This window comes from Planctomycetia bacterium (assembly GCA_015200345.1).
Classification (GTDB): domain Bacteria; phylum Planctomycetota; class Phycisphaerae; order UBA1845; family UTPLA1; genus PLA3.
Genome location: CP054187.1, coordinates 1,676,974 through 1,699,297, shown reverse-complemented (window position 1 = coordinate 1,699,297; position 22,324 = coordinate 1,676,974). Strand labels below are relative to the sequence as shown.

18 protein-coding genes and 2 tRNA genes are annotated in these 22,324 nt (G+C 64.3%); 16 read left to right on the top strand and 4 right to left on the bottom strand.

Features of this window, described 5'->3' with window-relative positions:
- Window positions 1-121 precede the first annotated feature (121 nt).
- The 4 genes from HRU71_07005 (at window position 122) to HRU71_06990 (ending at window position 4,107) form a co-directional block, all read left to right on the top strand.
- A tRNA-Thr gene (locus HRU71_07005) sits at window positions 122-193 on the top strand.
- Window positions 194-297: 104 nt separating this feature from the next.
- Window positions 298-2,265, top strand: coding sequence for a tetratricopeptide repeat protein (locus HRU71_07000; GenBank protein ID QOJ03250.1), 1,968 nt, complete (start codon window positions 298-300; stop codon window positions 2,263-2,265).
- Window positions 2,266-2,463: 198 nt separating this feature from the next.
- Window positions 2,464-3,240 carry a MotA/TolQ/ExbB proton channel family protein gene (locus HRU71_06995; GenBank protein QOJ03249.1) on the top strand — a complete coding sequence of 259 codons (777 nt, stop codon included), beginning with the start codon at window positions 2,464-2,466 and terminating at the stop codon, window positions 3,238-3,240.
- A gap of 75 nt (window positions 3,241-3,315) precedes the next feature.
- A complete protein-coding gene (locus tag HRU71_06990; protein ID QOJ03248.1) occupies window positions 3,316-4,107 on the top strand; it encodes an OmpA family protein in 792 nt (263 codons plus the stop codon).
- Window positions 4,108-4,165: 58 nt separating this feature from the next.
- Here HRU71_06990 and HRU71_06985 read toward each other — a convergent pair.
- Window positions 4,166-4,251 (bottom strand) — tRNA-Leu (locus HRU71_06985).
- A 49-nt stretch (window positions 4,252-4,300) separates the two neighbouring features.
- Window positions 4,301-5,866, bottom strand: coding sequence for an anthranilate synthase component I (trpE, locus tag HRU71_06980; GenBank protein QOJ03247.1), 1,566 nt, complete (start codon window positions 5,864-5,866; stop codon window positions 4,301-4,303).
- Between the two features lie 209 nt (window positions 5,867-6,075).
- On the opposite strand from trpE, the gene HRU71_06975 reads away from it, so the two are divergent.
- From HRU71_06975 to HRU71_06950, 6 genes are all read left to right on the top strand, one after another.
- The gene (locus tag HRU71_06975) at window positions 6,076-7,137 is read left to right on the top strand and encodes a hypothetical protein (GenBank protein ID QOJ03246.1); all 1,062 of its coding nucleotides are present in this window, start codon (window positions 6,076-6,078) and stop codon (window positions 7,135-7,137) included.
- Window positions 7,134-8,558, top strand: a complete 1,425-nt coding sequence (locus tag HRU71_06970; protein ID QOJ03245.1) for a hypothetical protein — start codon at window positions 7,134-7,136, stop codon at window positions 8,556-8,558. Before HRU71_06975 ends, HRU71_06970 begins: the two co-directional genes overlap by 4 nt.
- Window positions 8,540-8,911, top strand: coding sequence for a 6-carboxytetrahydropterin synthase (locus tag HRU71_06965; protein QOJ03244.1), 372 nt, complete (start codon window positions 8,540-8,542; stop codon window positions 8,909-8,911). The genes HRU71_06970 and HRU71_06965 overlap by 19 nt, the downstream gene beginning before the upstream one ends.
- A 129-nt stretch (window positions 8,912-9,040) precedes the next feature.
- On the top strand, window positions 9,041-9,538 hold the full coding sequence (locus tag HRU71_06960) for a UvrB/UvrC motif-containing protein (GenBank protein QOJ03243.1): 498 nt from the start codon (window positions 9,041-9,043) through the stop codon (window positions 9,536-9,538).
- 30 nt (window positions 9,539-9,568) lie between these two features.
- On the top strand, window positions 9,569-10,627 hold the full coding sequence (locus HRU71_06955; protein ID QOJ03242.1) for a protein arginine kinase: 1,059 nt from the start codon (window positions 9,569-9,571) through the stop codon (window positions 10,625-10,627).
- 46 nt (window positions 10,628-10,673) lie between these two features.
- A complete protein-coding gene (locus HRU71_06950; GenBank protein QOJ03241.1) occupies window positions 10,674-10,886 on the top strand; it encodes a hypothetical protein in 213 nt (70 codons plus the stop codon).
- On the opposite strand, the gene HRU71_06945 is transcribed toward HRU71_06950, so the two are convergent.
- The gene (locus tag HRU71_06945) at window positions 10,883-12,040 is read right to left on the bottom strand and encodes a hypothetical protein (GenBank protein QOJ03240.1); all 1,158 of its coding nucleotides are present in this window, start codon (window positions 12,038-12,040) and stop codon (window positions 10,883-10,885) included. The genes HRU71_06950 and HRU71_06945 overlap by 4 nt on opposite strands.
- Complete coding sequence (locus tag HRU71_06940) at window positions 12,025-12,708, bottom strand: cytochrome c3 family protein (protein QOJ03239.1); 684 nt, start codon at window positions 12,706-12,708, stop codon at window positions 12,025-12,027. The genes HRU71_06945 and HRU71_06940 overlap by 16 nt, the downstream gene beginning before the upstream one ends.
- A gap of 189 nt (window positions 12,709-12,897) precedes the next feature.
- Here HRU71_06940 and HRU71_06935 point away from each other — a divergent pair, with 189 nt between their 5' ends.
- The 6 genes from HRU71_06935 to HRU71_06910 all read left to right on the top strand — a co-directional run bounded on the left by HRU71_06935 (window position 12,898) and on the right by HRU71_06910 (window position 22,313).
- Entirely contained in the window at window positions 12,898-15,030 is a 2,133-nt protein-coding gene (locus HRU71_06935) for a hypothetical protein (protein QOJ03238.1), read from the top strand.
- Window positions 15,027-16,154, top strand: coding sequence for a 6-bladed beta-propeller (locus HRU71_06930; GenBank protein QOJ03237.1), 1,128 nt, complete (start codon window positions 15,027-15,029; stop codon window positions 16,152-16,154). Before HRU71_06935 ends, HRU71_06930 begins: the two co-directional genes overlap by 4 nt.
- Window positions 16,151-17,863, top strand: coding sequence for a hypothetical protein (locus HRU71_06925; GenBank protein ID QOJ03236.1), 1,713 nt, complete (start codon window positions 16,151-16,153; stop codon window positions 17,861-17,863). Before HRU71_06930 ends, HRU71_06925 begins: the two co-directional genes overlap by 4 nt.
- Window positions 17,864-18,032: 169 nt before the next feature.
- A complete protein-coding gene (locus HRU71_06920; GenBank protein QOJ03235.1) occupies window positions 18,033-19,076 on the top strand; it encodes a matrixin family metalloprotease in 1,044 nt (347 codons plus the stop codon).
- A gap of 221 nt (window positions 19,077-19,297) precedes the next feature.
- A complete protein-coding gene (locus tag HRU71_06915) occupies window positions 19,298-20,845 on the top strand; it encodes a DUF1800 domain-containing protein (GenBank protein QOJ03234.1) in 1,548 nt (515 codons plus the stop codon).
- A 130-nt stretch (window positions 20,846-20,975) separates the two neighbouring features.
- Complete coding sequence (locus tag HRU71_06910) at window positions 20,976-22,313, top strand: DUF1501 domain-containing protein (GenBank protein ID QOJ03233.1); 1,338 nt, start codon at window positions 20,976-20,978, stop codon at window positions 22,311-22,313.
- Window positions 22,314-22,324 lie beyond the last annotated feature (11 nt).

Genomic DNA, 22,324 nt, shown 5'->3' with positions numbered 1-22,324 from the left:
GTGACTCGACTCCGGAGCGTCGACGTCGCCCTTGACGGGCTCTCTCGCATTACGGAAAATGCTTCGGATTGATAGTTTGGCCGCGGCGACTATACTGCCCGGACTCCTTTCGAGGTACCGCGCCGACGTAGCTCAGCGGTAGAGCACGGCTTTCGTAAAGCTGAGGTCGTGGGTTCAAATCCCACCGTCGGCTGTTTCTCCGATACCGCCAGCAGCCTCTGATCTGTCCGAGCGCTCGGACCGTTGTGAATCCGCTTCGGGCTTTTTATTTTACTTGCCGCTTCTATGGTTTCCGTGATGGTAGACCGGAGAGTCACGCGCGGGCGAGGCTGGTTACCGGCGGTCGTGCTGCTTCTCGCCCTCGTCACGGCCGCGGCGCATGCGCCGGCGCTGGACGCCGAGGCCCTCGCGCCGGATGACCATCAGTATCTCATCAACAATCCGCTGGTGCGCCACCCGAGCTGGGACAGCGCCCGGCGCTTCGTGATCGAGGTGCTCAACCCATCCACCGTCGGCGGATACTACCAGCCGCTGGCCATGATCTCGCTCATGCTCGACGTGGCACTGGGCGGCCGGCCGGATCAGTTGCGGCCTTTTCATCGGACGAGCCTGCTGCTACATGTCATTAACACGTCACTAATCATGGTGCTGCTGCATCGCATGTTGCGGCGCAGCGCGGAGCGCGAGCAGGTCTTGGAGCGTCCCCTTGACGGCCGGGCGCTCGCGACAAACGGGTCGAATTCATGGGCCGTCGTCGGGTCGGCCGCTCTGACCGCGCTGATCTTCGGTGTGCATCCGCTGACGGTCGAGCCGATCCCGTGGGTGGGCGAGCGCAAAACGCTGCTTGCGACGATGTTTGCGCTGCTGTCGCTCATCGCATACGTCGGGCCGTCCGATCCGGCGCGGTTCGCCACAGAACGACCCGCGCCGGGGGGTGGACGTCGGCGAATCGGGGCCGCCCTGGGTTTTTATCTGCTTGCGCTGATGTCCAAGCCGACCAGCACGCCGCTGCCGTTGGCGATGCTGCTGATGGATGTGTGGCCGCTGCGGCGCGTGCCGGCCTGGCCGCCGAATCGGGCGTGGGGGCGGGCGATCATCGAAAAGCTGCCGCTGCTGGCGCTGGGCATCGTGTCGGCGGTGGTCACGTATCGGTCGCAATCCGCGACGTACGTGCAGGCGCCGTCGCAGCAGGGCTGGTCGCGCATTTCGATGATGCTTTGTCACAATGTGGCGTTCTATCTGGGGAAGATTCTCTGGCCCGCGGACCTCTCTGCGTTTTACGCATTTCCAGAGCCGTTATCCCCATCGCATCCGACGGTGCTGGCCGGGTTGATCCTGACGCCGCTCCTCTTCGTTGCGTTGATTCTTGTCGCGCGGCGCTGGACGGCCGCCCCGCTTGTCGGAGCGATGATTTTCTTCACGATGATCTTTCCGACGCTGGGAGTGATCGGCTTCACGGTGGTTGTGGCGTCGGATAAATACGTCTATTTGCCGGCGATCGGCTTGCTCCTGCCGCTCGCGGCGGGCCTGCGAGCCGCTCTGGCGGAATGGGTCGCGCCGCTCGCACTCAAGCAGGTTGTCCTGGCGGCGGGGCTGGTGGTCATCGCGGCCGAGTTCGCCGTGACGCGCGCAACGATTCGCCCGTGGCGCTCCACCGAGGCGCTGTATCAGCACATGCTGATCGGCGCACCGCGCGCGGCCAAGCTGCACTTTGGCCTCGGGCACCATTACGAATACACCGGCCAGCCCGCAAAAGCGGTAGCGTGTTATGAGCGGGCGCTGGCGTGCGATCCCGAGGATCGCGACGCGAGGCTGAATCTTGCCGGATTGCTGCTGGATGCCGGCCGCCCGGCCGAAGCCCTGGCGCAGTACAGCATGCTGGAAGCACTCCGGTCCGACGACGCGGCGCTGCAGAACAACCTGGGGCTGGCCTTGCGCGATCTGGGGCGCCTGGACGAGGCCGTGCAACGGTTTCAGCGCGCCCTGACGCTGGATCCTTCGTACGCGCCAGCGCTGACCAACCTGGGCGGCGTACTTGGGCGACAAGGCCGGCTTGATGATTCAATCGTCTATTTCCGCCGCGCACTCGAACTGGACCCCGGGCTGATCCCCGCGCGGATGAACCTGGCATTTGCCCTGCAGCAGCGCGGCGCAGCCCAGGCAGCGGCTGACCAGTACCGTGACGTGCTGGCGCGCCAGCCGGGCCACGCCGGCGCCTTGGCCGCCCTGCGAGCGCTGGAGCAGCAGACCGGCCCGAAGCCGTGAGTCCGTGCCTGTTTCGATTCTCTCTGTGCCGCTTTGCCCGGATATCAGGAGTTGATTTTCGGACCTTCCCGTTTGGCGGATCGGCTGCAAGTCCGGAGTAACCTCACGCCTTTTGTGCGCCGATAAGGTGTCGGTCTCCGGGGCCGGTCGAGTCGGCGGGAACCGGGGCAGGCGTAACGGATTACGGGGCAGAACGAAATGGACTTCGCAACACTCATCGGATTCATCGCCGGCGTGGCGATCTTTCTCTGGGCGATGATATCAGGATCGGGCGGCGATCCGAGCGGCTTCTGGGATACACCGTCGTTCGTGATGGTCGTCGGCGGCGGCATCGCGACGACGCTGCTCTCGGTCAAGCTCAACCGATTCCTCGGGCTGATGGGCATCGTCAAGAACGCGCTCTTCAACAAAAATCGCCCGGCCGATGAAATGATCAAGCAATTTGTCAAACTCGCGGACATCAGCCGCCGCGAGGGAGTGCTGGCGCTTCAGAACCAGGTGGCCAGCATCGATAACAAGTTCGTCGCCAACGCCCTGCAACTCGTCATCGACGGCACCGATCCCGAGATCGTCAAGCAGACCATGGAGTACGAACTGATGGCGATCGACGCGCGCCACGCAGAGGGCAAGCAGGTGCTAGACCTGCTAGGCAAGTACGCGCCGGCCTACGGCATGATCGGAACGCTGGTCGGTCTGGTCATCATGCTTCAGAACATGGACGACCCGAAGAAGATCGGACCGGGTATGGCCGTCGCGTTGTTGACGACGATGTATGGCGCGGTGCTCGCCAACATGGTGTGTCTGCCGCTGGCCGACAAGCTGAACAACACGCACGCCAGCGAGATGCTGAACCTGACGATCGCCCAGGCGGGCATCGTCGGACTTCAGGCGGGCGAGAACCCGCGCATGCTCGAGTCGAAGCTGATGGTTTTCCTCTCGCCGTCCGCACGGCAGGCCGGTGCCAAGGCGGCGTGAGACGAAACCGGCGAAGCAAAACATGGAAGAGGCATCGGGTGCGTCCTGCACGCGCCGGATTCACGGGAAACGCACATGGCACTGAAAAAGCCCGCCGCACCGTCCGGAGCGCCGGAATGGGTCGTGACCTACGGCGATCTGATGTCATTGCTCTTGTGCTTTTTCGTATTGCTGGCCGCGATGGCCAACTTCGATGACGACGAGCAGATGATGATGACCGCGATGGAGTCGATCCGCGAAGCCCTCGGTGCGCCGGGGCAAAAAGGCTGGATGCCCGACAACTCGGTGGATTTCAAATCGCTCCTGCTCATGCTTCAAACGCTTCAATTGCCGCCCATGCCGGCCAACTACGGTTACTCCGACCAGGCGTCGTCCATCGGGAAACAGTACAAGGTGCGCAAGATTCGCGATGGACTGGAGGTCACCATCGGCGGCCGCATCGGCTTCGAGCCGAACAAGTCCCAGCCCGGTCCGGTCGCGCTGGCGCTGCTCGATCAAATCGCCGAGAAGATCCGCGGCTATCGCAATCGCGTGGAGATTCGCGGCCACACCTTCGCCGAGCCGGACGACCCCGGATCGCACAACGATGCCATTGAGCTGTCATTCGCCCGAGCGCGGGCCGTGCGCGAGCGGCTGATCGCCAAAGGCGTCGAGCCGGAGCGATTGCGGCTCGTCGCGGTGGGCCCGTATGAGCCGATCGTGAAGGAAGCCGTGAGTGAAACGCAGCAGGCCGAGAACCGCCGCGTTGAGATTCTCGTGATGCAGAGCACGATCGAGGATTACCGTAAGTTTTCCCAAAGCGGCGCGACGTCACAGCCGGCCGAGCCGGACGGCGCGATTGCCCCCGCGACGGCGGCGCAACCGTAGATTGCCGGTCGCGCTGCACATACCATGTTTGCTGTTATCAAACCAGGTAGGAAGTAACTGCCCGGGACAGGGATCGAACCTGCACTCCGTATAACCGGAACCAGGCCCTCAACCTGGCGCGTCTGCCAATTCCGCCACCCGGGCTGGGGGGTGCTTCGAGGGGAAGAAAGCCTAGCGGCGCCACGCGAAGCTGTCAATCGGATCGATCGCCGGATTCGCTCGGATCGGCTGCGGCGAGGGCGATGGCGCGCATCATGGCCCGTGCCTTGTTCATCGTCTCTTCCCATTCCGCGCCGGGGTCGCTGTCGGCGACGACGCCCGCGCCGGCCTGCACGTCGTAGTTCCAGCCGTCCGGTCCGGTCCGGGCAACGAGCGTGCGCAGGGCGATACAAGTGTCCATATTTCCGGCGAAATCCAGGTAACCGACCGCGCCGCCGTACGGCCCGCGGCGATGCGGCTCCAGCTCGTCGATGATCTGCATGGCGCGAACCTTCGGCGCGCCGCTGACCGTGCCGACCGGCAGGGCGGCCTTCAGGGCGTCGATCGCGGTCTTCCCCGCCGCGAGGCGACCGGTGATGTTGCTCGACAGGTGCATGACGTGGCTGTAGCGCTCGACGGTCATGCACTCGGTGAGACGCACCGTGCCGGGATGTGACACAACACTGACATCATTGCGGCCCAGGTCCACGAGCATGATGTGCTCGGCCCGGTCCTTGGCGTCGGCCAGCAGCTCGCGCTCCAGCGCGGCGTCCTCCTCGGCCGTGTGCCCGCGGCGACGCGTTCCGGCCAGAGGCCGATTGGTGATCGTGCCGTCCTCGACGCGACAGAGAATTTCCGGGCTGGCCCCGATCAACACGCAATCGGGCGTGCGAAGAAAAAACATGAACGGCGACGGATTCACGACGCGCAAGGCGCGGTACACGTCAAAGGGATCGGCGGCCGATGGCACACGCAGCCGCTGACTCAAGACGACCTGGAAGATGTCGCCGGCGCGGATGTATTCGATGGCGCGGCGCACGGTCGCTTCAAACTGCGGGCGCGGCACGTTGCTCGTGAAGGGAAGATCGGGCGCGGCATCGAGCGGGAAGTCCGTTCGAAGCGAAGCCGATTCGGCGGTGAGTCGCGCCGCGAGCGCGTCGATGCGACCGCAGGCGGAGTGATAAGCGTCCGCGAGGTTCGGTGCGTCCAGCGGCACGTGCCCGACCAGGAGCAGCGTCTTGTTCACATGGTCGAAGATGACCATTTCATCGTAGATGCCGAAGTCCAGATCGGGCAGATTGCGATCATCCGGCGGGGGTGCGGGGAGATGTTCGTGGTAGCGCACCGCGTCGTACGCGGCGAAGCCCACCGCGCCGCCGGTGAAACGGGGCAGCGTCACGGACTCGACGTGGGCCGCACCGTCGGATGCGGATCGATGCTCGTCCACGAGCCGCGCCAGTTCGGCCAGCGGATCGGCGAGGTCGGGGTAGGTGTGCGTGATCGCGCCATCGCGCTGGATGGTCGCGGTTCGATCCTTTGCGCGGAACAGGGTGCGCGGGTTCGCACCGACGAAACTGTACCGGGCGATCTTCTCGCCGCCGACGACGCTCTCGAGCAGGAACGCGCGCGGAGCACCTGCGCTCAATCGGGCAAACGCACTGACCGGAGTCAACTGATCGCCCAGCAATCGGCGAAACACCGGCGCGGTGCGCCCCCGCCCGACGAGGGGCTGCAATTGTGACAGACTGGGAAAATAACTCGGCACGGGCTGTCCCTGCATGCTTGCCGCGGCGACGATGCCGAACGCGGGTGCGGTTTACGATTCGTCGATTCTCACACCGGGGCTTACTATAGCGAGCCGTGACGATCGATCCAAACAACCCCGTTGTCGTCGCATCGCCGACGCGCCCGTTCTTATCGCGGTCGGTGCGATTCTGTACGTATTGCCTGATGGCCTTGATTGGCACTTCCTTGCTCGCGCAACCGTTCATGATGCCGTGGTCCCCGTGGTCATGGACGCCGACGACGGAGGCGTCTCTCGTCGGCGCGGATATCAACGCCCATCTCGCGTCCCTGAATGAGCAGGGGCTGACGCTTCAAATGCAGGGCGATCGGCCGATCAGCGTGATCTTGCCACCGGTCGCGTGGGTGTTCGACACGCCGCCGGTGCTGCGCGTCAGCCTGGCGTTTCCGTCGATGGTCTCACCGGGAAGGGACTCGGCGCCGGTTCTTGTTCGCATGCTCTGGCAGGAGTCGCCCGGCGAGGCCTATCGCTATGCGGAGAGTGCCACAAATCTGACACCAGCGCCCGTCACGATCGATCGGTCGATGCCGGTGCCGCCCGTGCGGATTCATCGCCTCGGCGTGCAAATCGTCGGCCGGGATGAGCCGCTCACCGCAGTGCGGCTTATCAAACTGGAATTGCCCAATCCGCCTGCCGCGCAGCGCCTCGCGCTGGCGTGGCAATCGTTCATCGAGCCGGAGCCGATCGCCAATCATTCCGTCAACTTCCTGCGCGGGCCGACGATCCTGGGGCGAGCGCTGAACCGGATGCTGCTCGAGTTCGTTCTGACGCTGATCGGTCTGGCCGGGGCGTGGGCCGCGGCGAGGCGGCGACCGCTCTCCCGGTTCGCGTGTCTTGCGCCGTTGCTGATCGCGTGGTTCGTGGTCGACGGCTGGGCAACGTGGAATCTCGCGCGGCAGGCGCGCACCGAGCGTGACGTGTTTGCGTCGTTGACGCCCGTGCAACAGCAAGCCCACCTGTGGGGCGAGGACATCGCCTGGGCCGCGGAAGCCATGCGCCACCATGCGCCGCCCGGCGCGACCTATGCCGTCGTCGCCGCCGACCCGTTCTATCCGGCGCACCGGCTGGATTACCTGCTCGCGCCGACCTTTCGTCGTGTCAAGGATCCGTCGCAAGCGGACTACGTCGCGGCCATCCGGGCGAACGGCGATCGATTCGAAGCCGCCCTGAATCCGAACTCGCCCTTCGAACGCGTCGCCTCAATGGACTCCGATGTTTTCTTGCTTGGGAGGAGGGTCGCGCGATGAGCCTGACGCTCCTGTTTGGAATGGGTCTGCCGTGGACGGCGGGGATGGGTTTGCTCGCGCTGCTTGATTCGTCTAAGCGAAGCCGGGGTTGGCGAATCGGCGCGGGGTGGCTGCTGGGGCAGGTCCTTCTCGCCGCGATGCTGTACGGTCAGTCGGCGCTTGCGGGTCGCATCCAGGTCATCGGCACGATCATCGTTCTCATGGCGATGGGCGTCGCGATCGAATGGGTGAAGGCGCATCGCCGCCGCCGGGCCGAACGCGATGCCATCACCGGCCATCCGGCGAGAGAATCCGTGCCTCCCGTCGCAACAGCCGAGAAACGACTGGAAGGGCCTTTGTCACGCGGCGCATCGGCGTGGTTCGCCATCGCCGTTGCGCTGATGGCCGTGTTGACTGCCGCGCGACTGATAACCTTTGTCGGCGTGGCGCTGGACGTGCCGATTCGCGCCGACGACGCCTACACGATCTGGCTCTACAAGGCGAAGGTGATTGCGGGTTTGGGAACGCTGCCGTTGGACCCCGTTTCGCCGTTTTACCAGGCGGGCTCGTACACGAATTACCCGCCGCTCTTGCCGCTGATCGCAGCGTGGCCTGCGATGTGCTTGGGGCAGTGGTCCGAAGGGCTCGTCGGGCTGACGTGGATCTTATTCTATGCGAGTCTGATTGGTGTCGTCGGCGGGGCGCTGGCATCCATCGGCTGCCGCCGTCGGGCGATCATTGCGGCGTATCTCGCCGGCTCGATTCCGCTCGCGTGCATTCATGTCTATCGGCCGGGCTACGCCGATTTGCCGTTGGCTTGCTTTGTGAGTGCAACGGTCGGTGCGCTGCTGCGATGGCGGCAGCTTGGATGTGTCACGGACTTCGTCCTGGCGGTTGCCTTTGCGTCGGCTGCGGCGTGCACGAAGCGCGAAGGGATCGGCTATGCAGTGCTGACGCTGCTGGTGTTCGGGATGGCCGGCGCGGCGTTCTGGCAAAACGCGCCGCGGCGAGTGTGTTTGATTGCCGCTTTCGCGCTGGTGGCTGGTGCCGCAATCACGGCATGGGTGGTGGACTTCGGCGATCAGGGCCGGGCCATGACGACAATCCGCTATCATCCAGAGGCGTGGGCGGCGCTGATGCGGCACGGGCTGGCGTGGCTGTCGCTGGGGCCGGCCGTCGCGGTCTTGGGCGCGCTTCTGCTGGGCTGCATTGTGCGAGCTTGTTTGAGAAGCGGCTTCGCGCGCGGAACCGGTGCGGCCGCGTGGCTGACGGCAGGATTGCTCGCGTTCATCGCGAGCATCTTTGTGCTGACCGACGAGGCGCGTTTCGCATTGAACGACCAGACGCCGTCGCGCTTGTTTCTTCAGGGACTCCCCGCGATGATGCTTGCGTGGATCGGCGTCGAGCAGGATGGGAGGGGATCGTGCCGCACTATGAGTTGACGCTTCTCGCCGAATTCTCCGCCGCGCATCAGCTCCGTTTGCCCGATGGCTCGCTGGAACCGCTGCACGGCCACAACTGGCAGGTCGAGGCGTGCGTGTCAGGGAGCGAGCTGGATTCGTCCGGCTGGCTGGCGGATTTCACGGTGCTCCAGCCGAAGCTGGATGGGATCGTGGCGGAGTTGCACGACCGGCACTTGAACGAGCACCCGGCCTTTGCAGGGATCAATCCGACGACGGAACAGGTAGCTCGGTATATCGCGGAACGGTTGTCGGCGGGGCTGGCGCACGGGTTGCGCGTGGGGTGGGTTCGCGTGTGGGAGACGCGGCGCTGCGCGGCGAGCTATTATCCATAAAGCCCGGCGGGGGGAAGTGATGCAACGGCCCATAATTGACGATAGAATATCGAGAGCGCGAGGATTGCGCGAGACGGCTGCCGACGGGGTCGGTGGGGGTCGGCGCGTCCGACGGAGTGTCTTCGCCAGATGAATATGAACTGCCAAGTCTGCAAGAAGCAGCAGGCGACGGTCCACCTGACTGACATCGTGCAAGGGGAAAAGCAGGAGCGCCACCTGTGCGAACGCTGCGCGCAGGAAGAGGGAATCCTGCCGAAGGCGCCGGCGCACGTGCAACTCGGGGAGTTGATCACCGGTCTGGTGATGAACAAGACGGTGATCCAGCAGTTGGCGGATCTGGCCTGTCCGCACTGCAAGCTGACGTTTGTTGAGTTTCGGAACCAGGGCCAGTTGGGCTGCCCGCACGATTACGATGCGTTTGAGAAGGCGCTCGTGCCGCTGATCGAGCGCGCCCACGAGGGCGCGAGTCATCACATCGGCAAGGTGCCCAATCGGCTCAACGCGCCGCGCGCGGCGGAGAACGACCTCGTGCGGTTGCGGCGCGAGCTGACCCGTGCGGTCGATTCCGAGCAGTACGAGGAAGCCGCTCGCATTCGTGATCGCATCCGGCAGCTTGAGGAAAGCTGATTCGGGCCGCGTGCCCGGGGACATCGCTTCATGCTTGATGAAATGGTACGACACGCCGGTGAATGGCTGCGCGGCACCGGGCCGATGAACGAGATCGTCATCAGCTCACGCGTGCGCCTGGCGCGCAACGTCGCGGGCTATCCGTTCTTGAGCCGAACCAGCGAAAACCAGCGCAGCGAACTCATGGAAATGCTCCGCCCGCACGTCGTCTCGGCCGCCGGCGGCGCCGCCGGCGCGTTTCTCGACATGAACGCCATCAGCGATCTTGACCAGCAGGTCCTGGTCGAGCGCCATCTTGTCAGCCGCAATCTGGCCGAAGGCAAGGGCAGCCGCGGCGTCGCCATCAGCAAGACCGAGAACGTGTCGGTCATGGTGAACGAGGAAGACCACCTTCGGATTCAAGTCCTCCGCAGCGGGCTGCAACTCGACGAGATCTGGCGCGACATCAACGCGCTGGACGACAAACTTGAAAGCAAGATCGAGTACGCCTTCCACCCGCGCTACGGCTATCTCACCGCCTGCCCGACGAACGTCGGCACGGGCATTCGCGTCTCGGTCATGCTGCACCTGCCGGGTCTGAAGCTGACCGGTGAGATCGAGCGCGTCTTTCGCGCGGCGCGCGACATGCGCCTGGCGGTGCGAGGCCTTTTTGGTGAGGGAACCGAGGCGGCGGGCGACTTCTTCCAGGTGTCGAACCAGGTGACGCTTGGACGCACCGAGGAAGACACGATCAACGAATTTCGCCTGTCGGTCATCCCGAAAATCATCGAATACGAACAGAAAGCGCGGCGCACGCTCGCGGCAGAGCGAGCGATTTCGCTGGACGATCGCGTCTGGCGCTCGCTGGGCACGCTGCGGCACGCGCGGACGATCAGCAGCGAAGAAGCGATGCTGCATTTGTCGCACTTGCGGTTGGGGGTTCACCTCGGCCGGATCAAGGATGTCACCATTCAGACGATCAATGACTTGTTCCTGATGACGCAACCTGCGCACCTGCAAAAGGTGCAGGGTGCCCGGCTGACGGGTGAGCAGCGCAGCATCGCCCGGGCCGAGATGATCCGGCGGAGGCTGGCGCCCGGCGGGAACTGAAACGCGGCGCGCCGTCGACCGAGTACGTATCCAGGGGTTTCATTCCATGCGAACGGAAACGCTCAAACGCATTGCACGGCGGTCGATGGGGTCGGTGTTGTGTCTGTTGGCGCTGGGTGCGTCGCTGCCTTTGACCGCCGGTTGCGGCGTCGTCGACGGCGACTGTCTGGATAACCTGTTCGACGATCTGGACGACGCCGACGACAACGAAGAGATCGGCGAGGCGTGGGACGATTTTTTCGAGTGCCTTGACGACTAGGGCGCGACGCGCCCGGCCGCTTCAGGAAACCACGCATAAGCCCGTATTCCGGGCCGATCGACTTGCTCCGAGACCCAAATATAATAGGCAGGTCTTAATGCAAGGCCCGTCTCGCGCGGCAGCTCGTCCGCCAGATCAGGCGAACTCACCACGCACAGCCCGCTCGGAAGCAGCAGCGAGTGTGCGTCGGTCGCCTGACGACCAAATGCCAGCAGGGCGTTGCCTCGCCCGTCGAACGCGTGCACGCGCTGCGAGGCCGCATCAAGCACGAAGAGCGCTCCATCCGGTCCGACGGCCGCCCCGATCGGCCTGCCAAAGCGACCCGTGACATCGCCCGGTCCGCCCAGGTCGTGCATCCATCGGCCGCTCGAATCAAGCACCTGCACACGCGCGTTGAACGCGTCCACCACCACCGCGCCGCCGCCCGCGAGCGGATGATCCTTCGCCAACGCCGCGATGCCCAGCGGCAGGTTGAACTCGCCCGGTCCGTGCCCGCGCCGCCCGATCGCGCGCCCATGCGAGCCACTTGCCGAATCGAAGACCTCAATGACATGTCGCGCCGCGTTGGTCACCCAAATTTCGCCGCCGATCTGCGCCGCGCCCATCGGTCGAAACTCGCTCGGCAACGAATAGCTTCGAATCAACCGACCGCGCGCGTCGTACCGATGAACCGCCGACGCCGCGGGGATCGCGACGAGAAAATCACCGTTTTCGCAGGCGGCGATGGCGGCAGCGCGAATCGGATCCGTCGAGGCCAGCGCCGGTTGAAGCGCTTGCGCGGCAGGAGTCCAGCGAACCAGCGTGCCCAGCCCGGCGTCGGAAATCAGCAATCCGTCTCGATGTCGCGCGATTGCACCGGGCTTGACGAGACCGGGGCCGCGCTCGATGCGCTCCCCGAGGAAGAATTCCGCCAATGCCTGCCGGGTTTCGGAGGGTTCCCGCCCAAACCGCAGGTTGCCGAGGGCCAGAGCACGCGGCCCCGTTGTCTGATTTACTTGATCCGATGAGTTGTTCAGACCCGGCGAGGCGGCGGCGTACCATGAAACCTGCGATCGAAAAGCGGTCCCACCGCTCGCGCAGCCGCAGACCATCGTCGGCAGCGCCGCCAGCGTCGCGCCAAGGACGGCTCGGTGGAATTTCAAATGCGATGACATGCGAGGCACAATTGGCTGCCGCGATTGGATTGAACCAGCATCGCGGGATGCCGGTCGGTGTTGTGCGGATCGTGGCAGGAGATGCACTGCACGCGCCCGCCCGGCAGCTTGATCCGTCCGCTCGCCTGCACTTCGGCCGGGCTGCGATAGGTCGGGTCGCCCAGCGGGAGCCGAACGCCGATCGGGTGGCTGACCCGCCCGCTGATCGGCAGGGTGCTCGTCCCCAGCGGCGTCGCCCACGAGAGGGCGTGCGCGCCGCTGAACACATCCTGCGCGGTGACGCCATCGTGGCAGCTTAGACACAGCACCGACGAGCGGTCCAGGGTCGTGGGATCCGCCGCGTAACTCACGAATCGAACGGGCGGCGCGCCGGGGGGCGCTGCCGTTGGCGGCGTTGGTTCGTGCGGCGTGTGGCAGGGCGTGCAGAGGTCCTTCCAGCGCCCGTCGCTCAAGGAGAAGTCGTGCTTGCTACCGGTCAGCCCGCCGGCGTACAGCTCGGACGGCTCTTCGACGGCTGCGGGTCCACCGCCGGTTTCCGCCGATGAATCTGGAGGTGCGTTTTGGGCGGCTGGTCGTGCGGCGCAGGCGACAAGAACCGCGCAAAATACCGCACCCAGCGTGATTGTCCCTAATCGAACAGGACGCCAATCTGTCGCGGTGTGCTTCATATGTGCTGCTCGCAGGAAAGTGGCCGGGTTGCAGACCGCATGCGAGGCGCGTTCATCGAAAAGTTCGACGACGCAAACCCAGCGCCTCGGTAGGATACCTGCCTGACGGCGTCAAGGCGAGATGCCCGAGCCGGACGCTCCAGACTCAAGCAGTATCGGCTCGTCGCAAGTCGTGCCCGGTTCCAGGTCATGCTGATTCGCAGAGCACTGTTCCTTGTCGCCGTCCTGCTGCTCGTTGGATGCGTTGCATCCGCGATGGCAGATGCTTCAAGCGGCGAGGCGCGTCATGCCGTAGCCGATGCAGCGGATGGGTCGGCCGGCGAATCCACGACCGAGTCGCCCGGTCCCTTGAGCCTGCAATCGCCGCGCGGCCCCCTCCTGAAGGTGGAGGAGCTGACGGCTGAACTCGGCGCGAACTTCGAGGCCATGCGCCGGACCGTCCGCACCGACATCGGCGGGCCCTTCGCGCGCTACGACCAGAAGAACCGGTCCACGCGATTTGAAGAATACCTCGGCCTCTCCTCCAGCGGCAGCATCGTCAGCGAAAAAGTGCTGCTGTACGACGCCATGATTCGAGGCGGACTCTCGCAGGAGGACTACAAGGAATCGCGGCCGGGATTTGATCTTTCGCGCGATCCGGACGGCACGTTGCTGGAGTACGACCTTCGTCTGCATGCTTTTCCGCAGGGCAGGCTCTCCGCGACCGCGAATGCCTCGCAACTGCGGGATCGGCTCCAGCGGCCGTTTCTGCCGAGCCTGGACCGCACGCGGGAGCGCTACGGCGCGGCGCTGATTTTCAACGATCCGAAGCTGCCGATGCAGTTGACGTTTGATCACCTGTACGACGATCTGACCAGTGATTCGCGCTATCTGACCGACGACGAGGAACTCGCCGAGGACACGCTGCGCTACGAAGCGACCTGGAACCCCACCGAGGACCATTCGCTCAACATCAACTACGAGTACGAGAACCGCAACGACCGCTACTCCGGCACGCGGGACTCGTTCACCACGACGCGCAACTACCTCGCCCTGAATGATGCGATCCAGTTCGGCGAGGACCGGCGCAGCCGGCTGGATACGTTCGTGCGCGTCGAGGAGGAGCGCGGCGATCTCCCGCGCGACGCCGTCGAAGTCGCGCCGCAACTGCGGTTCCAGCACACCGATGATCTCTTCTCGCTCTTTCGCACCCAGTACCTCAAGCAGAATTACTTCGACCTCTCGACCGAGACGTTCCGCGGTGAGGCCGGCCTGACCCATACGCTGTTCAAATCGTTGACCAACACGATCAACCTGTACGCCCTTGAGCAGCGCGCCGACCGCAACGCCGACGCCACCGAATGGGGCTCGATGTTCAATTCGACCTTCTCAAAGGAAAACGCCTGGGGGCGGTCCAGCGCGAATCTGTCGTACCATCACTCGCAGACGCGTACGTCCGACGGTCGTCGAGACGGTATCACGATTGAAGAGACGCTTACTTTCCGCGATCCGCTGCCGGTGTATCTCGCACAGCGCAACATCAACCTCGCGACACTCGTGGTCATGGCGGCTGACCGGTCGCGCTTGTTTCTCGCCGGGCGCGACTACGCCATCGTGAAGCAGGGCGAGTTGACGTCACTGGTGCGAAACCCGACCGGCATGATCGTCGATGGTCAGACCGTGCTGGTGACGTACTCGTATCGCGCGTTCAACGACTACGGCACGACGCGCGATCGCATCGATCTGCGCCTGGCGCACCGGTTCAAGAACGGCATCGAGCCGTACTACGCTCTGTCGCTCCAGGACGAAGACCTGTCGGATGATCGCTATCTCGTTTTTCAGGAACGCGACATCAACCGCCACCGGCTCGGCGTCGCGATCAGCAAGCCCCGCTGGGCCGCGTCGGCGGAATACGAGTACAACCACGACGGCATCGATCCGTACCAGGCTGGGCACTTTACCGGCGATGTCACGGTGTTACAGGATCTGAAGCAGCAGGCGGCGCTGCGCGGAGCGCTTTCGCATTTTCGCTTCGATGGCAACGAGAACTTCGACTCGCGCGATACGACGTTGCTGGATCTCGGCGCGTTCTATCGCTACACGTTCGCGCCGAGCATCGAGGCCAACGCCACCGCGCTCTACCGCTTCCAGAACGACTCCCTCTTCGGCGAGACCAACGGCGTGGACCTGACGGCGTCGGTCTCGTGGAAGCTGGGGCTGTTCACGCTGCTGGTCGAAGCCGAATACGATATGCTCGATCTGCCGACAAGCACCGACAACACCGCCGCGCTGTGGGTCAAGGTCCGCCGCGAGATACCGATCATCGGAAAGCCGCGATCATGACGATGCGATGGGTTACGCGCGAAGGCAACTTGTGGCACGGGCGTCTCGCCTGCGTTTCATCGGCGGGGCATCGGCAGCACCGCACTCGCTTTGTTTGGGCTTTCCTCGCGCTGGGCGCGATGGCGGCCTGTCAGCGCCCCCAGAAACCGGTTTTTCCTGACATCGCGCCGGCTATCGTCTGGCCGAAGGCGCCCGATGTTCCGCGCATCCGTTACATCGGCGAATTAATCGGTGAGCAGTCGCTGGATCGTCGCCCGACCGGCTGGGCCGCCGTCAAATCGGCCCTCGAAGGCCCGCCGCCGGTGACAAACTTTTCGACGCCGACGGCGGTCGCCGCGCGCGGGGAGGTCGTCTTCGTGGCGGATGGCCAGGCGCGAGCTGTGTATCGGTTGAACGTGGCAACGCGGGAGTTTCAGACGATCACATCGGCGGGCGGCGCGCCGTTTGGGTTTCCGATCGACCTGGCGCTACACGGTGAATCGTTGTTCGTCGCGGATAGCGCACGCCCCGGGGTGTTCGAGTTTGACTCGAATGGTCGATATCGGCGAACACTTGTCATCGAAGGATTGAAGCGGCCGTCAGCCATTGCCGTGCATCCGGCGAGCGGCGATTTGTTTGTCCTGGATTCCGCGGCCCACGTGTGTCACGTGATCGGGGGGGATGGCACCCGGAAGCGGACGCTCGGCCGGCGCGGCGCGTCGCAGGGCGAGTTCAATTATCCCGCAGGCCTGACGTTTGATCCGCGTTACGGAATGGCCGTGGCCGATTCGATGAATTTCCGCGTTCAGTTGCTGGCCGAGACCGGCTCGCCGCTTGGCATGTTCGGCCGGAAGGGCGACGCTGCGGGAGATTTTTCGATGCCGCGCGACCTTGCCTTCGACTCGCAGGGCCATGTGTACGTCGTGGACAATCAGTTCGAAAACGTGCAGATTTTTTCGCGCGACGGTCGATTGCTGATGGCCTGGGGCCAGGAGGGCCTCGGTCCGGGTGAGTTTTACCTGCCGTCGGGCATCACGATTGATGAGCGGGATCGTATCTGGATCGCCGATACGTACAATCGGCGGGTGCAGGTGTTTCAGTTTCTCGGAGCGGGCGATGCCCCGACGACGCAAAACGTGCCATGAAAACGACACGACTCACGATGGTCTTGTTCTTGACGACCGCATGGGCGCACACCGCCCGCGCCGATGAGAGCGTCGTCAACTCGGTGCACAATCTCTCGGCCACCGGACCCGGCACGATCCGCGCGCTGGACGAGGGCGAGGTCTGCATCTTCTGCCACACGCCGCACAACGCCAGCCCGCAGGCCCCGCTCTGGAACCGCTACAACCCCACGACCTACTATCGCATCTACCAGAGCAGCACGACCGACGCCCGCATCGATCAACCCGGCGGGCCGAGCAAGATGTGCCTCTCCTGCCACGACGGCTCCATCGCGCTCGGCATGGTGTTGAGTCGCCCGCCGACCGATCCGATTCCGATGAACCAGCCGTTCCTGACCTCGGGTCGCTCGAATCTCACGAACGATCTCTCCGACGATCATCCGATCGGCTTCCGATTTGATCGCCAACTGGCGGCGCGCGATCACCAGCTTCGCTCGCCCGACCTGGTCTCCCAGCGCATCAAGCTCGGCGAGCGTGGCGAAATGGAATGCACCGCCTGCCACAACCCGCATAACAACGAGCTGGGCGATTTTCTCCGCGTCACCCAGCGACAGGGCGCGCTTTGCAACACCTGCCACAAAATGGACGGCTGGCAGATGAGCGCTCACGCCCTTGCGCCGCGCTCGGTGCCCGTTACCGTCACCAACGGCGAGGCCCTGCCGTTCGCGACCATGGCCGACGCCGCGTGCTATTCATGCCATACGTCGCACAACGCGCAGCACCGCGAGCGATTGTTGAACGACCGGCCCAGCGAGCTATGCATCAGTTGCCACAATGGCCTGAACGGGCGCGACATCCAGGGCGTGCTGAACCTGCGTAGCGCGCACCGATTCAATCGCCTGCTCGACCTGCACGACCCGGCGGAGAATCACCTGGCGATGCCTCCGCACAGCGAGTGCGTCGATTGCCACAATCCCCATGCCGTGCGCGACAACCCGATCGGCTCGCTCGTGCCGGTGTTCGAGCCGCGCGGCGTGCTTGTGCCGCCGCCGATGGAGTTCGTGAAGGGCGTCACCGTCGCCGGTACGCCGACTGACCGGGCGAGGTACTATTACGAAGTCTGCTTCCGCTGCCACGGCGATAATCCCGTGTTCATGCAGGACCGCATTCCCCGCCAGCGTGACAACTTCGGCAACGTGCGCCGCCAGTTCCTCCCGACCAACGCGTCGCTTCATCCCGTCGTCAGCCCCGCGCGAAACTCCGGCGAAGTCCCCAGCCTGATCAACCCATTCGCACACCAGGTCTTGAGCTGCCAGAGCTGCCACAACAATCCCGACGCGCGCAACCTCGGCGGCGGCGGACCGAACGGGCCGCACGGCTCACGCTTCGATTGGCTGCTCGTGGAAAACTATGAAACCGCCGACTTCACGATGGAATCGCCCCAGGCCTACGCGCTGTGCTATCGCTGCCACGATCGCACCAGCATCCTCGGCGACCAGAGCTTCAGCTTCCACAATCGGCACGTTGTCACCGGCCGCACGCCCTGCTCGTCGTGCCACGCGCCGCACGGTGTCTCGGGCAGCCCGGCCAACCACAGCGCGCTCATCAACTTTGACTTGCGCATCGTCGGCGGTCAGCGCCGCTTCATCGACACGGGCCGATTCCAGGGTTCCTGCACGCTCACCTGCCACGGCGTCAATCATGTGAATTTCACCTATAGCAACCCCTAAGGCTCGCCGGGTTTGCTCGCTTTCGCCGGTGCCATCGCGTATAATGGGGCGTCGTCCTCCTCGCCTGATCCCTCGCCGGTATTCGGAGCGCGTTGCCTTGAATCTTTCAAATCCACGCTCACATCAAAACGGTCGGCGCGGCGGTCACTGCAATCAAGTGCTCGGATTCGTGGCCTTCGGACTGCTCGTCGCGGGGTGCGATCTCTTTGCTCCGATGTTGCCCGGCGGCGTCGCTCCGGGGAAAGACTTCGATTCCGCCGCGCTGTTGCCGCTCGACGCGCAGGGCAAGGCCGTGATCTCCGGCAACATTACGAACGGCAAGGTCGATGTATACAGCCTCGGCCGGCTTGAACCCGGTGATCGTGTGATCGTCAGCGTGCGCCCCGCCTCGGGCAGCAATCTCGACCCGATCATTTGCATCTTCAATTCGCAGCAGGAGGTCTTCGCGCTGAACGACGACCTGGACCTGTCCGCCGGAAAGATCGAATCGTACATTGACGAGGTGGTGACGGTCGCGGATGAGCCGTACTACCTCGCCGTCACGAAATACTTCTTCGGCGATCAGACCGGCGCGTACGTCGGAGACGTGGAAGTGCGAAAGGGCCAGGCGATCCCCACGCCGGCGCAGCAGATCGTCATGCTCGATTTCGACGGCGGCGTGATTACCATTCCTGGTGATCGGACGTACACCACCGAGCCGTTCGACGCCGCGAACATCGATCCGGCCTACGCCGGGAAGACGGATCAGATCAAGGCGAAGATCATCGAGACGGTGCAGCAGAACTTCCGCAACACGAGTCTTGTGATCGTGACAACCGACGACCCGGCACCGCCGGTCTGTACGTCAACCATTTTCTTCGGCGCGTTCAGCGAGACCAAGTTCGGCGTCGCGCAGGACGTCGACGCCGCTAACCGCGACCGCTGCGACGACGGGCTGGTCTTTACCAACAACTTCGACGACCCCTTTAACCCCCGGCCCAGCGCCGACGGCATCGGCGTCGCCATCGGCAACGTCGCCGCGCACGAGATGGGGCACTTGCTCGGCCTCAATCACGTGGCCGACGTGACCGCCCTCATGGACACGACCGGCTCGGCCAGCACGCTCCTGACCGATCAGGAGTTCAAGACGGCCCCGTTGAGCGTCACCATCTTTCCGACCGGTAAACAGAACGACATGGCCTTGTTGGGCCGCGTTCTGCCGCCAAAAGAGTAACTCGCGCCGCGAGGCCGAAATAATACCGTATGGCGGTCGTTTGGCCGGGCATCGAGAGCAGCATGGCTGCGCCCCTTTTGATGGCCATGCTGGAACGACACGATGGCATGCGAAATCGGCTTGTTGGCGTGGCAGGACGCCGGGGGCGAGCTGGCGGCCAGGGGCGGCATGGCGGCGGGGCCTCTGGCGTCATGATCGGCAGCCCATGTGAGGAATCGCCCATGTTGAACATGATGTTTGCCATGATGTTGACGTTGGCCGGGACTGCGCCGACGGGCCAGCTTTATTCCTCCAACGACTGGTCGCGCGATCACGCCGCGCACCTCCTTCGCCGCGCCGGCTTCGGCGGCACGCCCGAGCAGATCGACTTCCTGCATCAGATGGGCCGGCGCAAGGCCGTCGATTATCTGCTGAATTACGAGAACGAGCCGGACGAAACGCTGCCGATTGAGGTCGCGCGCGCGGCGCGGCCCGATCGCATGGCGCGCATGGAAATGTCGGAGCAGGAGCGCCAGCGCGAACAAATGCGCCTGCGGCGCGAGTCGGCGGCGCAGCTTACACGCGTGCTCGACTGGTGGATTCAGACCATGGTCGCCACGCCGCGCCCGTTGCAGGAAAAGCTCGTCCTCTTCTGGCACGGCCATTTCACCAGCGGCTTTCGCGAGGTGAAGTCGAGCTACCTGCTGTACCAGCAGAACGAGCTGTTCCGCAAACACGCCGCCGGCAACTTTCGCGATCTGTTGCTCGATGTGACGGCCGACGGCGCGATGGTGTTGTACCTGAACTCGCAGCAGAATCGAAAGGGCAAGCCCAACGAGAACTACGCCCGCGAGCTGATGGAACTGTTCACGATGGGCAGCGGGCACTACACCGAGAAGGACATCAAGGAGGCGGCGCGCGCGCTCACGGGCATCCAGATCGATCCGGCGACCGGCGAGACGACCTTCAACCGCCGGCAGCACGACGACGGCGTGAAGACCTTCCTGGGGCGCACCGGGCCGTGGGGCCCCGCCGACATTGTTGACATAATTCTGGCACAGCCGGCAACGGCCGAGTTCCTGGCGGCGAAGTTCTGGACGTTCTTCGCGCACGAGGACCCGCCGCCCAATGTCGTGAAGGCGCTCGCCAGGACGCTGCGAAAAAACAAGTACGACTTGAAACCGATGCTGCGCGAGATGTTTCTAAGCGATCTGTTCTACGGCGAGAAGGCGCGATTCACGCACATCAAAAGCCCGGTGGAGCTCGTCGTCGGCACGATGCGCATGCTGGAAGTGCCACCGCGCGACACGCTCGCGATCAACGTCGCCCTGCGACAAATGGGGCAGCAACTGATGCAGCCGCCCAACGTCAAGGGCTGGGACGGCGGCGCATCCTGGATCAGCACCAGCACGCTCTTCAACCGGTACAACCTCGTCGGCATGATTCTCGACGGCACCGACAACCCGCGCGAACGCGCGCGGCGCGCCGCGATGCGCCGACAACTGGAGGCGACGCTCGGCGGCGAGGCGATGGACGCGAGGCTGGCTGACGCCGCTCAACCGCCGTTCGATCCGCTCCCGATGATCCGCGCGAACAAGCTCGATTCCCCCGAGGCCGTCGTGGATTACTTCGTTCGCCGGCTGCTCCAGCGCGAGATCGCGCAGGGCAGGCGGCAGATTCTCATTCGTGCGTTGAAAGATGAACTCCCGGAGAGCGGCCAAATTGACGCCGCATCCGTCCGGCTCCTGCTCCACCTGATCGTCAGCATGCCGGAGTATCAGTTGAGTTGAAGCACCGGGAACATGCGGCGAATCCGTTCAACGGTAAGCGTAGAATGTAAAATGGAGATTGGAGAAGTGGCGTGCGACAGGCCACGAGTGTGCTCGAGGGCGCCAATCTAAATTTCAAGCGAGGTTGCCCATGTCTGAACCCATGATTCATACGAGAAGGGACTTCATCGCTCGCGGACTGACGCTTCTCTCCGGCGCCGCCACCGTCCCGGCGTTTATCGACGCGACGGCGTCGTCGCTTTTTGCGGCCGAACCCGGTTCCGTTCGCGGCAAAAAACCGGCCCGCCGCGATGACCAGCGCATACTTGTCGTCGTGCAGCTTGCCGGCGGCAACGACGGACTTAACACCGTCATTCCCTACACCAACGATGCTTACTACCGCGCCCGGCCGCGCATCGCCATCGCGAAGCAGGACGCGCTGAAGCTCACCGACAAACTCGGGTTGCATCCCGCCGCGACGGGGATGAAGCAACTGTTCGACGATGGTCTGCTCTCCATCGTGCAGGGCGTGGGTTATCCCAATCCCGATCGCTCGCACTTCGTCGCCACCGACATCTGGTCAACCGCCTCGCCCAACGGGCAGCACCATGACGGCTGGATCGGCCGGTACTTCGATTGCACGTGCAGCGGCAAGGACCCGTGCGATCCGCGACTGGGCATTGCGCTGACCACCGAGGCGCCGCTGGCCTTGCAGGGCCGCCGCTTCAGCCCGGTCAGCTTCGACCAGCCCGATCAACTCTCCTGGCGCGGGCCGGATGGTTCGCGTGCGGGGCAGGAGGCTTTCGAGGCATTGAACGAAGCCGTAGAAATTCCGAAAGGAGCCGACCGCCTGACCGAGGCGGGCGCGCTGGCATTCCTTCAGCGCACGGCCATGGACGCGCGAGCCAGCGCCCGGCAGATTCAACAGGCCGCGGGCGGCGGGAGCGGTCGCGCGGCGCGGCTGGGTCGCAGCCCGGTCGGTGGGAAAGTGCGTCGCAACGGCGGGCAATTGGGCCAGCAACTGGCGATGGTTCATCGCATGATCGCCGCTGATTTACCGACGCGTGTCTATTATGTGTCACTCGGTGGGTTCGACACGCACGCCGGCCAGCTTGGCCGGCACCAGCAGCTCATGACGCAGCTCGGCGACGCGCTGGCCGAGTTTGTGCAATCGCTCAAAGCCGACGGGCTGCTCGACCGCGTGCTGATCATGACCTTCAGCGAGTTCGGCCGCCGCGTCGCGGAGAACGCCTCGCAGGGCACCGATCACGGCGCCGCCGCGCCGCTCTTCGTCGTGGGCAGCGGCGTGCAGCCGGGCCTGGTCGGCCAACACCCAAGTCTCGACGCGAACAAGCTGGACCGCGGCGACGTGAAGTGGCAGATCGACTTTCGCGCGGTCTATGCGACGGTGCTGCAACACTGGCTGGGGGCCAACGCAAGGCAAATCCTGGGAGGAACCTTCGCGCCGATCAAGCTTCTGAAGAAATAGCGAATGGCAAA